Origin of the sequence: Halobacterium yunchengense (assembly GCF_037031165.1) — an archaeon.
In the GTDB taxonomy this organism is placed as follows: domain Archaea; phylum Halobacteriota; class Halobacteria; order Halobacteriales; family Halobacteriaceae; genus Halobacterium; species Halobacterium yunchengense.
The window spans coordinates 123,062-135,015 of record NZ_JAYEZL010000004.1 but is presented as its reverse complement, the minus strand read 5'-3'; the positions used below and the strand labels follow the sequence as shown (position 1 = coordinate 135,015).

Below are 11,954 nucleotides of genomic sequence, written 5' to 3'. Positions count from 1 at the left end.
CATCGGCGGTGAGACCGCTCCGATCGGTCCGGTGGAACTCCAGGTGCTCAGACGATCCTCGTGGCGTGCTGTCTGTACTCGGTGTACTGGTCGGTCGCCCACTCGACCGCGTCGTCGGTGTCGTTGACGATGGCGCCGGGGACGCCGCCCTCGTTGTAGAACGTGATTCCGGCGGTCTGCGTTCCGGGGCGGTCCATCACCCAGAGGCCGTAGGGGATGGACGTCTCGGTTTCGTAGACGCGGACGGAGTCGTACGCGGTGAGCGCGTCGAACTCCTCGCGGTAATGCCGGTCGATCGTCTCGAAGAGGCTGGACTCCAGTACGACTTCGAACTCGAAGGGCCCCTCGTCGAGTCGGTCCAGGAACACCTCGAAGTACTCGCGGTAGACGACCGGCGCGGTGCCCACCATCTTCGTCGCGTCGGGCAGTAACTCCTGTGCTGGACGGAACGCGATGTCGGGCGTCTGTACGGACCGGTAGACGTCGGCGTCCAGGACGATGGCCTCGCTCACGGGGGCGTCAGACGGTAGCTCGGTCAGGATCGGGCGGACGGCCTGGAGCTGAGTAATTCGGTCGTGGTAGTCCTGGTGGCTCCGGTACAGGAGCTCGCCGAGGGTCGTGGCGCGGTACTGGCTCCCGTTCGGTGCCGTGCGTTCGATACAGTCGAGCTCGAGGAGGTCGTCGACCGCCCGGTCGACGGTCGAACGCGAGCAGTCGAGTTCGTCGACGAGCTCCGGTTTCGAGTGCGGTCCCGTCAGCAGGACGTCCAGCGTCTCGAAGCGGTTGAGGAGCACGTAGCGGGGGTCGTCCGTCGTTCTCGCAGGCATCCACTAGTCCGGTCGAAAATTCCCGCTGAAATAACTGCCCATCTGGAGAGCGGTACGGGGCGGTGGTTCGTTCACGGGGCGTGAATTCTCCCGCCAGGTGAACGTAAGGCGGGGGTCGCCGAACGACTCGCCGGACACGATGACTCGAAACCAGGGGGTGGCCGAGTGGGGCGACCCGTACCCGATCGTCGACGCGACCGAGCAGACGGCGGTTCCAGAGCGGCAGCGACGCGCGATCCTCGAGGCGGTCGTCGCCGCGTACGAGGACCAGCACACGACGACGCCGCTCGATGCAGGTTCCTCGTTCCGCATCGAGCGGATCACGCCGCTAGACGAGAACCCGGTTACCGAGTGCGAGTTCGAGGTCCAGCGATTCGTCCGTGGCACGCCCGCCGGCCGACACTCCGGGCACGCCAGTCTCACCGACGACGGCTGGCAAGCCAGCTACGAGAACCGCTCCTGGGGACGCGACCTCCTGGACAGCCTGCGGAGCGTACTACCAAGTACGTCCGCCGAGTAGAGTGCCAGCCATGTCCGAATGTGTGTTCTGCTCGATCGTGGCCGGTGACGCGCCGGCGGATCTCGTGTACGAAGGCGAGCAGGTGGTGGCGTTCCTCGACGCGGCGCCGGCCGCGCCGGGGCACACGCTCGTGGTCCCGAAGTCCCACCACGAGACGCTGCTGGACGTCCCGGACGACGTCGCCGGTCGATTGTTCCGGACTGCGAGGCGGGTGGCACAGTCGCTCGAGGCGAACTTCGACCACGGTGGCTTCAATCTCGTCCAGTCGAACGGAGCCGCCGCGGGCCAGGACGTGTTCCACGCACACGTCCACGTGATCCCACGCTCCGATGACGACGACGTGACACTGACGTGGGAACCCCGTGACCGCGACGCCCAGCCACAGAGAGCAATTGCGGCCAGCGTGCGCGAGGGCCTGGACGCCGGTTCTCGCTGAATCCGATCCCGGGGACACCGAACCCATGGGCCCACGACGCGAGTTCGGAGCGACGCCTCGGATACCCCGGTATATGGGCGGCATAACAATCCGTCTCGCGGGGGTTGTCACCCATCGAATGACCGAACTCGTGCCGCCCGAATCACGGGCTGCTGGCCGTGTCGCACTGCCAGGTTGGTACAATACGGCCCGGCCTCGGTCAGTGGCCACGACCTTCGGCTTTCGGACACACGTCACGAGCCCGAGTGAGACGTGATGGCTGGCGGTTCCCCCCAGTCGATGGCGGTGCTGGCGGAGCCGTACCTCACGGACTACGAGGTCGATTCGCTGACCCACGCGGTTCGGGCGACCGGAATCGACGTGCCCCTGGTCGTCGTCGACGACGCGACGGACGACGGCTACGACCCGGACCGCGTCGCCGAGGCGGTCAACAACCCGATCGGGCTGTCGACGCTCACCCTGTTCGCCGACGTCCTCGACCGGGAGCGCTGGTGGTCGCTCGTCGTCGCCGAGCGGAAACTCGCCGAGGAACTCGGCCTCTCGGAGACGGCCGAGCGCCGGATTCACGTCGAAGACGTCGCCGTCTTCGACGACGCCGACGTCCAGTACGTCGAACCGATACGTGACGGGGAGTGGAACGAGCTCCCGGCGCCGGTCGTCGACGACGTTGCACGCCGGGCGGACGTCGTCGTCCGCTACGGGTTCGGGCTGATCCAGGGCGACATCCTGACTGCGCCGCGGGACGGCGTGTTGAGCTTCCATCCAGCGGACATCCGCGAGTACCGCGGCCTCGGACCGCCGCAGGCGTACCTCGACGGCCGCACCACGATGGGCATCACCCTCCAGCGGCTCACCGAGGGCATCGACGACGGCGAGATCGTCGCCATCGACTACCAGGACGTCGGCGACTGTCGCACGCTCTGGGACGTCTACGACCGGCTCCGGGACGTCCAGCGGCGCCTGCTGGCCACCGGCATCGAGAACCTCCGGGACCCGGACGTCGACCCGATCCGGCCGGACGACCTCGGCGCGTATCACTCCATCTCGAATCGCCGCGAACCCGGGTTCGCGCTCCGGGTCCTCGGGAAGAACGTCAAGGGCTACCTGAGTCCCGACAATCGGGACGCCCCGTAACGGGACTCCGTGCGTCCCGCCCGAACAGGAGACCCAGACTCGCTCACTCGTGGTGAGCGCGTGGGTTCGCGTCGTCGCTCTGGTAGTGAGTGGTGAGCCAGTCCTGCCAGGTGGTGGTGCCGGCGGCGTGCCGGGGGCAGGTGGCGTGGCCGGCGGCGAATGCGCCGAGCGTTTCGCCGGGCAGTGGGAGCCGGACGATGGGTCGGCGGAGGCCGCGGGCGTCACGGTACGCTGCGGCGAGGTCGCGGACGGTGTGGACCCGGGGGCCGCCGATCGGGTCGAGACGGCCGCTGGCGGGTTCCGTGGCGTGGTCGACGATTCGCGCTGCGGCGTCGGTGACGTCGACGGGCTGGAGTTCCACGCTCGTCGGGAGCGGCCAGACGGGGAGTCTCGAGATGGCGTCCAGGAGGTCGGCGAGGAACGAGTGGAACTGGGTCGACCGGACGACCGTCGCGGGAGTGGCGCTCTCTGTGACTGCCGTTTCCGCGGTGCGTTTGTGCCGGTAGTAGGTGTAGGGGATGTCGTCGCAGCCGACGATCGAGGGGTAGACGAAGTGGTCGACGTCCGCGGCGGTGGCGGCGTCGAGGAGTCGTCGCGTGCCGTGGACGTCGACGGCTTCGGTGTCGCCGCGTGGGGCGGTCGCGGCGTGGACGACGACGTCGACCGGTTCGAGCGTGGACGCGAGCGGTGAGTCGTCGCGCAGGTCGAGTTTTCGCCAGCGGACGTCGGTCCCCTCCTGGCTCGAGGTGGGTGGGTTGCGGCTGGTGGCTGTGACGGTGTGGCCGGCGGCCGTCAGCCGCGAGCGGAGTGCCGTGCCGAGGGTGCCGGTGGCGCCCGTCACGAGGGTGTGGGGCATGCGTGGGTGTTGGGCCCGGTTGGCGGAGTGGGTGGTGCCGAGTCACCGCGGTGGGTTTAACTACTCGGTCGTGGAGTGATCGACTGTGAAACACGTTCGGGTGCGCGCCACGGCGCGGGGGCCTGCGAGTGAGATCCACCCGATGTACGGCGTGCTGACCGAGGCGCCGTTCGTCGAGCGCGCCACGGCCATCCAGTGGAACTACACCGGTGACGCGCTGGGCATCCTCCACTACGTGGTCGGCGACGCCGACGCGCTCGAACGCGCGATGCGGGACATCCCGGAGGTCGTCGGCTACGACGTGGAACGCGTCGACGACCGGTCCTGCTACGTGTACGTCCGCGACGCGACGACCGACGCGCTCCGAGCGCTGTTCGCCCCGATCTCCACCGGCGGGCTCGTCGTCGTGCCCCCCGTCGAGTACGAGCCCGACGGCACCGTCGTGTTCTCGCTGTTCGGGCCCGACGACGAACTCCAGACCGCCCTCGAGGACGTCGCGGTCCCGGTCGACGTGACCATCGAGGCAGTCGGCGGGCTCGCCGGGACGACGGCCGCCGCGGGCGCGCGGCTCACCGACCGGCAGCGCGAGGTCGTCGAGACGGCCGTCGACCTCGGGTACTACGACGTCCCACGGACCGCCGGTCAGGCGGACGTCGCCGCCGAACTCGACTGCGCGCCGAGTACCGTGGCCGAGCACCTGCGGAAAGCCGAAGCCCGGGTCCTCCGAGCACAGGTCGACTGAGCGGCGGAGTCGTGGCGCCCGCAGGGTCGCGCGGACGCCGGTGGCACTGAACTGAGCGGTCGAGAGCTGGCAGTCGAGGGGGACGCGAATCGAGGCTCTGCGAAGACGGAGGCCGAGTCACCTCGCGACGAGGACGACGGCCGCGCCCGCGAACAGGAGGCCCGCGACGCGTGTCACGTTGACCTCCTCGCCGAGCGCGAGCATTCCGATGACGGCCGCGACGACGAAGTACATGGCGCCGAGCGTCGAGACGACCGTCGTCGAGCCCCGCGAGAGGCCGACGTACATCGACACGAACCCGATTCCGGCGAACAGCCCCGCGAGGCTCGCGAGCACGCCGCCGCGTGGCGTGATCGTCAGCGAGGCGCCCGACCAGAGGACGAACCCGACTGCGAGGACTGTCGCGACGAGGTACGACACCGCGGCGGCCGTCTTCGGGTCCATCGTCTCCGAGGCGGCGTTCCCCAGGACGATCCAGACGCCCCACGAGACCATCGTCAGCGACCCGAACAGCACGGCGGACTCCACCTCGGGAACTCCCATTAGTGCGTACCTCCCACCGAGTCCGGGAAAAGACTCGGATTGTCGCAAGTCTGACCGGGCAGGACGGGCCCCAGGTGACAGCGTGGGCTACCTGCGGAGTGTCGATTGGCCGAAACACGGAACTAACGTAATTACCCAGTCGACATGCCACAGAACCGGTGGTCGGTTGTCGGTGAGTCACAGCGACACGGCCGTCTCGGTGTTGCGTTTCGTGCGAGTGCGGTTCTCGGAGCAGCTAACAATGCGTAACTCGACGGCCGCGTCGTCCCTTCGACCGACGCTCATTCCTCCTGGTGGCTGCCTGTCTGCCGACAGACGAACGCGCTGTGAAATCGGTTATATCCGGCCTACGATACCGGTTATATCCGGAATTACAATTCCCGTTTGCACTCTCTTCGTGGCCAGACTGATGTCATTTCCACACCGCCGGCGACTGCGAATAACGGCCGCCATACTCTGCACCCTCATTCTGCTCGTTAGCGCAACAGTCACAGCCCCAGGCGCGATCGATGCGGAGACGGAGACGGCGACTGCCGTCGAAACCAATCCGCAGCAACCGGACCGTGTCGCCCCACCGACGCTAATAGAGGAGGCATCGGCGAGCACCGGACAGTCGTCGGTAAACGCCTGCACAGTCATCGACGACCCCGGCCACTACCGCCTCACCCAGAACATCACAAACACCACCACAAGGAACTGTCTCGACGTCCAGGCGAGTGACGTCCACATCGACGGCGAGGGCCACACCATCGACGGCGGAGGTGCCACATCCTCCGTCGGCGTGTTCGTCGACGGCACGGACGACGACCTGACGAACGTCACGGTACGTAACGCGACGCTGACCGAGTGGGGCGTCGGCGTGGCCTACGAGAGCGTCTCCGACGGCCGAATCGCGAACAACACCGTCGCGGACGCGTCGGCTCACGGGATCGAGGTCGACGCTAGTCCCGGTACCGCCGTCGCCGAGAACGACGTCCTCGACGCCGACGGCCCCGGCATCACGGTCGAGGACGGGAGCGCCGAGTCCCGGCTCCGCGACAACACCGTCCACGGCGCGGACGGCGACGGCGTCGTCCTCGCCGGGACGGACACCGTCCCCGTCGTCGCGAACACGGTCGTCGAGAACGGCGACGCCGGCATCGGCGTCCATAACAGCACGAACGTCGCCCTCCTCGACAACGCCGTCGCCGAGAACGATGGACCCGACTTCGGCTACGACCCGGCCGACGCCAACCAGACGGGTTACGCCACCCTGATCAACGCGACGGGGGTTTCGAGTGCGGTCAAGGTGGAACATCGCGATCCGGTGACCGTTACGAACCGCATCGATCCGGAGGTTCATCGAGTCATCAAGGGGTGCTCCGCGACTCGTCTCGCGCCGAACTTCTACGAGAACGACTGGGAGGAGACCTGGTGGGGCAGCGAATCGGTTCTCGAAAACTATGCCAACAGCAATAAGATCTCGTCGGTCGGCTTGACCTCAGAGGAGACGGCCTTCCTCACTCAACTCACGTCGCTCATCAGCGACACGTGGTACAACATCGACCTGACCGGCCAGACCTTCTCGATGGAGTACTCGCCGGGCTGTCCGACCTCGGACGCGGACCTGACGGACTCGGGCTTCGAGGACTTCATACAGACGCTCGAAGAGTACACCGTGGAGAACATCAGCTACGAGTTCGATCCCGAGAACCCGCTGGAGATCATCGAGGTCCACGAGTACACCACCTACATCACCGAGCAGGAGGTGACCTACCGGGTGATCGCCGCGGTCGCCGAGACCGGGGGCCAGCCCGAGGCCTTCGCCGGGACTGACCAGACCGTCACCACGGGCGATACGGTCGTCCTCGACGGCACCAGAACGACCGACGCGGACGACTCCCTCGAGAATCTCACCTTCGAGTGGACGCAGGTCGACGGACCATCGGTCACCATCGAAAACGCCGACACGGCCGCCCCGAGTTTCACCGCACCGGACGTCGAAGAGCCCACGACGCTCAGCTTCCTGTTGAACGTGACCGATCCTGACGACCAGACGGACACTGACGTCGTGAACGTCACAGTCACTCAGACCCCATCCGAGAACCAGCCGCCGACGGCAGACGCCGGGCCGGACCAGACAGTCACCGAGGGCACCCCGGTCACCCTCGACGCGGTCGGTTCGAGTGACCCGAACGACCCGTTCGCGAACCTCACCTTCGAGTGGGAGCAGACGGCCGGCCCGTCGATGACGCTCGACGGTGCCGACACGTCCACGCTCGGATTCGACGCACCGGACATCGAAGAGCCGACGACACTCACCTTCCGGGTGACCGTCACTGATCCAGACGGCGCCTCCGACACCGACTTCGTGAACGTCACTGTCAATCCACGGCCCGACGAGAACCGACCACCAATCGCGGACGCGGGACCGGACAGTTCCGTCAGTGCGGGCGAAACCGTCACTCTTGACGCGACCGGGTCGCGCGACCCAAACCATGCGCTCAGCCAACTCGAGTTCGCCTGGGAACAACTCGAGGGGCCGCAAGTCCGGCTCGCGAACAACGATACATTCCTCGCGGCGTTCACTGCACCCGATGTCGAAAGCGAAACGACACTTCGGTTCCGGGTAACCGTCACTGATCCGGCGGGCGCGACGGCCACCGACGTCGTGACTGTTTCCGTCGACCCCGCAGATACTGAGAATCAGCCGCCAGTCGCTGTTGCTGGGCCGGACCAAACTGTCACCGCGGGCGACACCGTTACTCTCGACGGGACTGAGTCCAGCGATCCGGATGGTGCGTTCGAACAGCTCAACTTCACCTGGGAACGGGAAGGCGGCCCGGCGATCACGCTCGAGGACGCTGATACCGCGACACCGTCGTTTGTCGCGCCCGACGTCGACACCGAAACCTCACTTCGCTTTCGCGTGGCGGTGCTCGATCCAGACGGTGGCTTCGGGACCGACGTGGTAAACGTGACTGTCCACCCGGAGCAGGACGAGGCCCCCCGTGAGATCGCGTCATGTACGCGTATCACAGAAAGTGGCGACTACGAACTCACAGCGGACATCACGAACAGCAAGGAGACGTACTGCATCGAAATCACCGCCGAGGATGTCGAACTCGATGGGAACGACCATCTGGTCGACGGTGTGGGTACTGACAACACCGTCGGCATCTATCTGCCGGGCCTCAGTGGCGACGTCAACGTCACGAACGTCGAGGTGACTGACTGGGACGAGGGAATCCGGGCCGAAGGCCACGGAAACCAAGATGGGCACGTGATGGTCAGCGAGGTGCACGCCCACCACAACAAGGACGGAGTGAAAGCATATGACGTCGAGAAAGCGGTGGTCCGTGACAGCGAACTCCACCGGAATACGGACGACGGCGTTCACATTGCAGGCTCGACGAAACCCACGGTGGCGAACAACGAGATCCACAAGAACGAGGAGGATGGCGTCTACATGGCCTATTCGACGGATGGCAGCGTCGTTGCGAACGACATCTCGCGGAACGGTGACGACGGCATCGACGGACACGGGACCCGCGATCTGAGCTATCGGGAGAACAGAGTCACCAGAAATGGCGACGACGGAATCTACCTGCGGCATATTGACCAGAGTGACCAGAAGGTCGACGTCAAGGGCAACGTCATCAAACGGAACGAAGATGACGGCATCCACCTGAACAACGTCGAAAGCGTCTACGTCCGGGAGAATACGGTCTGTGCCAACGAGGACGGTGCCATCGTCGTGGCAGACACATCCGCGAGCGAGGTAACCCAGGTGGATAACGAGCTGTCGTGTTGACCACCACTCGCAGCCGCGTATTCGATTCCCAACGTGCAACCGACAAAGTGTGTCGACGGCGCCGAAAAAGCGCTCGTCCGTCCGTTCGATAAGTGCGAGTTGGGGATCCTCGGAGGTATTTCGGCCGATCCACGGCGTCAGGACGTTGAAACGACCGGGAAGCGAGTCTGCAAGCCAATCGGCTGGATCTCGGTGGGCCAGTCGTGATGGGCTTCTCTGGTCGAACCGATCGAATAGCCGGTCCGCGAGCCTATATAGCACTCATAGGATGGCTTAACTGAGAGCGACGACAGTCGTCCAGTCTGGATGCCCTCCACGGACCGACGTGCGTTCCTGGCCGGCACGGCGACCGTGCTTTCCGTCGTTAGCGGCTGTATTGCCCCGAGTTCGTCCTCGAATCCGACAGCAGCCGACTCGAAGCCACGGTCCGCCTCGAATCCGACAACGGACGACCCGAATCCCCACTGGGTGTACACCTATCTGAGTGAACGCGAGGAGACCCACGACGTAACGGTTACAATCACGAACGACGGTGGAGACGTCCTCTTCGAGAGAGAGTACCGGCTCTCAGATAGCAACGAGGCCGACGAGGACGCCACGTTTCCCGCGGCGACCGACCCCGAAACCGTCGTCGTGACCGTCGACGGAACACGGTTCAAGCGCGACTGGCCGGGCTTCGAGCAGCCCGAACTCCCGTGTAACGACGTCAACGAGGTGGGCGTCGAGATCTACGTCGAGAACGCACAGGACGGGGACCCGGAGATTCGACTCGAGGCGGACTGCCAGTCCGTCTAGCGCGGCCGTCGGACAGCCGAGCCACCGAACGGATCAACTCGACCACGAGTGAACACCGAAGTATGTCCCCCGCGACAGTGTTCGTCCTCCTCTGTTTCGCGATCGCGGCTGCCCCCCGAATCGAAGTAGTTCGCACCGGGCGGGGTTACGTCTCGTGGCCAGAGACGGGCGTCTCGGCGTGGGAATCCGTCTTCGAGGAGGTCTGTTCCGCGAGGTCTACAGTCAGGTCGCGTGCGAGCGCGCGAACCGCTTCGTCGTGCTCGGCCTTCTGGTGGGCGAGCGCCTGCGGGTGGACGCCGAGCTGGTCGTACGCCTCGCAGTCGACGGCGTGCCCGAGGTGCTGTTCGTACTCCTCGCGGACCAGCGCGAGGAGTTCGTGGAGGTAGACGAGTTCCATCTTTCTCATGGGTTCGAACGGTTGTGCTGGCCGAACCTCGGCTCGTCGCCACGGCTCGCTGTCCCCGTAGGACGGTGGCCGCCGGCTTTGTTATTCGCCGCCCGCCGCGACTTCGGGACAGATTACTCACCGGCCGCGAGAGCGGATTCGACGCGGTCGCTCGCCAGCGAGCACGCTGCGGACGCCGCGCGCCGCAAAGACGTGCTTACCGCTCGGTTCCGCGTGACGGGAACGAGACCGCCGAGAGGAGGGCGCACCGGACGCCACGCAGTGAGTTCACCGCCCGCGGCCGGGTTCATTCGGCGACGACTCCGGCCGGCCCGCGGTCGCGAGACAGCCGCACTCGCCCGTACTCCCAGACCGCAGCGAACACCAGGAAGCCCGCCGCGAACAGCGCCGGACCGAGGGTCAACGGGTGCAGGTCCGGGAGGCCGCTCGCAGACCCGAACGCGCCGACTAGACCCGCCGCCACACCCACTCCACCGACCGTCCAGACCGACTCGGCGCGCACCCCGTCGCCTCCGAGCAGGGTTCGGCCGGCCATCGACGCCGGCGCCAGCGCCGCCAGGCCCGCCAGACCGAGCGCGATCGTCGACAGCGACGGCACGACGAACCCGGCGAGGAGGGTGAGGAACCCCCCGATGGCGAGCCCGTTCGCGGCACGCGCGGCCAGCCGCACGCCACCGAGACCAGACGCGGGTACCGGCGTCGCACTCGCCGCGACCGCCTCGTTCGGTTCGGCTCGCTCGCTGGCCGCCGCTTCCCCGGTGTGGGTCACGCGCTGGCCGACGTGGACGTAGCGGCCGGGGCCGTCGTCGGGCGCCGTCCAGCCGGCCGCCGCGGCGGCGTCGACGCCCGGCGTCTCGGCGGCGACGTCGTCGAAGCGCACCGGGAGGCCGGCGGCGAGCTCGAACGTCGGGTGGTCCTGCACCTGGAAGTGGAGGTGGGGCTCCGAGGAGTTCCCGGAGTGCCCGCACCGGGCGACTCGCTCACCGCGCGCGACGCGTTCGCCGGGCGAGACTTCGATACTCCCCGGGACGAGGTGGACGAGACAGCTGTACTCGCCGTCGGCGTGCCGGATCGTGACCGCGTTCCCCGTCACGCTGCGCTTGCACGGGTGGGAGAGCCCGCCGGCGCGTCCGAGCTCCGGGTCGCCGTCGTGGACGTCGACGACGACGCCGTCGGCCGGCGCGAGGACGGGCTCGTCGTAGCAGTAGTACCGCTCGACGCTCGTGTCCGCGCCCGCCGGCCGGCTCCGTCCGTCGTCGTCGGTGACGACGAAGTCGTAGGCGTACCGCTGGGTCGCGGGGAACCACGAGTGCGAGTGGTCCTCGATCGGGCTCCCGTTGACGACCGTCCACGTCCCATCGACGGGCAGCCGGTAGCGCGCGGCCTGCGCGTACGAGTCGGGGTCCGGGAGCGAGCCGCGGTGTCTGAGCACGGCGACGAGACTCCCGAGGAGCTGCATCGCGTCCTGTCGCCCCATCACCGGGTTCAGGACGGACAGTCCCACGCCGAGGAGGACGGCGAGCTGGCCGCGCCACCCGTCGTCCATCTGGAGCCAGTCGCGCGGTCCCGGTTCGCGGTCCTCGAAGCCGACGGCCTGCCGCACGGACGCGACGAGCATCGCCGCGAACGGCCACAGCACGAACAGCCAGAACAGGTGGAACACCTGGAGGACGGCCAGGCGGGGGAACAGGTTGCCGAGGACGCCGACGAAGCCCAGCATCGCTAGCGAGAACGGACTGACCGACGAGAGGCGGGCGCGGAGCCGCGAGCCCAGCGAGGCGGAGTCGTCGTCGGAGGGCGAGTCGGTCATTGCGTGGCCGCACGGCGTCTCGCGAGGTAAACGTTCTGTCCGTCTGCCAGCACGGGTCAAGCAGAGAGAGGAGGGGGCGCGGCTCCGACCAG

12 protein-coding genes are annotated in these 11,954 nt (G+C 67.0%); 6 read left to right on the top strand and 6 right to left on the bottom strand.

Features of this window, described 5'->3' with window-relative positions; translation table 11 throughout:
* Nucleotides 1–47 precede the first annotated feature (47 nt).
* Nucleotides 48–827, bottom strand: coding sequence for a helix-turn-helix transcriptional regulator (locus U5911_RS12635; protein WP_336037318.1), 780 nt, complete (start codon nt 825–827; stop codon nt 48–50).
* Between the two features lie 139 nt (nt 828–966).
* On the opposite strand from U5911_RS12635, the gene U5911_RS12630 reads away from it, so the two are divergent.
* The 3 genes from U5911_RS12630 to U5911_RS12620 all read left to right on the top strand — a co-directional run bounded on the left by U5911_RS12630 (nt 967) and on the right by U5911_RS12620 (nt 2,917).
* Nucleotides 967–1,347, top strand: coding sequence for a hypothetical protein (locus U5911_RS12630; protein WP_336037317.1), 381 nt, complete (start codon nt 967–969; stop codon nt 1,345–1,347).
* 37 nt (nt 1,348–1,384) lie between these two features.
* On the top strand, nt 1,385–1,783 hold the full coding sequence (locus U5911_RS12625; protein ID WP_418771538.1) for an HIT family protein: 399 nt from the start codon (nt 1,385–1,387) through the stop codon (nt 1,781–1,783).
* A 255-nt stretch (nt 1,784–2,038) separates the two neighbouring features.
* Nucleotides 2,039–2,917: a formyltransferase family protein gene (locus U5911_RS12620; protein ID WP_336037316.1), complete on the top strand. Its 879-nt coding sequence runs from the start codon at nt 2,039–2,041 to the stop codon at nt 2,915–2,917.
* A 43-nt stretch (nt 2,918–2,960) separates the two neighbouring features.
* Here U5911_RS12620 and U5911_RS12615 read toward each other — a convergent pair whose 3' ends face one another.
* Nucleotides 2,961–3,773 (bottom strand): SDR family oxidoreductase, encoded by an 813-nt coding sequence (locus U5911_RS12615; RefSeq protein ID WP_336037315.1) that lies wholly within the window; start codon nt 3,771–3,773, stop codon nt 2,961–2,963.
* Between the two features lie 85 nt (nt 3,774–3,858).
* On the opposite strand from U5911_RS12615, the gene U5911_RS12610 reads away from it, so the two are divergent.
* Nucleotides 3,859–4,515 (top strand): helix-turn-helix domain-containing protein, encoded by a 657-nt coding sequence (locus U5911_RS12610; protein ID WP_336037313.1) that lies wholly within the window; start codon nt 3,859–3,861, stop codon nt 4,513–4,515.
* 117 nt (nt 4,516–4,632) lie between these two features.
* On the opposite strand, the gene U5911_RS12605 is transcribed toward U5911_RS12610, so the two are convergent.
* Nucleotides 4,633–5,058 (bottom strand): EamA family transporter, encoded by a 426-nt coding sequence (locus tag U5911_RS12605; protein WP_336037312.1) that lies wholly within the window; start codon nt 5,056–5,058, stop codon nt 4,633–4,635.
* 409 nt (nt 5,059–5,467) lie between these two features.
* Between U5911_RS12605 and U5911_RS12600 the strand changes: the two genes are divergently transcribed.
* A complete protein-coding gene (locus tag U5911_RS12600) occupies nt 5,468–8,851 on the top strand; it encodes a PKD domain-containing protein (RefSeq protein ID WP_336037311.1) in 3,384 nt (1,127 codons plus the stop codon).
* 137 nt (nt 8,852–8,988) lie between these two features.
* Here the strand turns inward: U5911_RS12600 and U5911_RS12595 are convergent, their stop codons facing one another.
* Entirely contained in the window at nt 8,989–9,327 is a 339-nt protein-coding gene (locus U5911_RS12595; RefSeq protein WP_336037310.1) for a hypothetical protein, read from the bottom strand.
* Between U5911_RS12595 and U5911_RS12590 the strand changes: the two genes are divergently transcribed.
* Nucleotides 9,320–9,646: an Ig-like domain-containing protein gene (locus tag U5911_RS12590; RefSeq protein WP_336037309.1), complete on the top strand. Its 327-nt coding sequence runs from the start codon at nt 9,320–9,322 to the stop codon at nt 9,644–9,646. The genes U5911_RS12595 and U5911_RS12590 overlap by 8 nt on opposite strands.
* A gap of 145 nt (nt 9,647–9,791) precedes the next feature.
* On the opposite strand, the gene U5911_RS12585 is transcribed toward U5911_RS12590, so the two are convergent.
* Nucleotides 9,792–10,052: a UPF0058 family protein gene (locus U5911_RS12585; protein ID WP_336037308.1), complete on the bottom strand. Its 261-nt coding sequence runs from the start codon at nt 10,050–10,052 to the stop codon at nt 9,792–9,794.
* Nucleotides 10,053–10,338: 286 nt separating this feature from the next.
* Nucleotides 10,339–11,862 carry a M23 family metallopeptidase gene (locus U5911_RS12580; protein ID WP_336037307.1) on the bottom strand — a complete coding sequence of 508 codons (1,524 nt, stop codon included), beginning with the start codon at nt 11,860–11,862 and terminating at the stop codon, nt 10,339–10,341.
* Between the last annotated feature and the right edge of the window lie 92 nt (nt 11,863–11,954).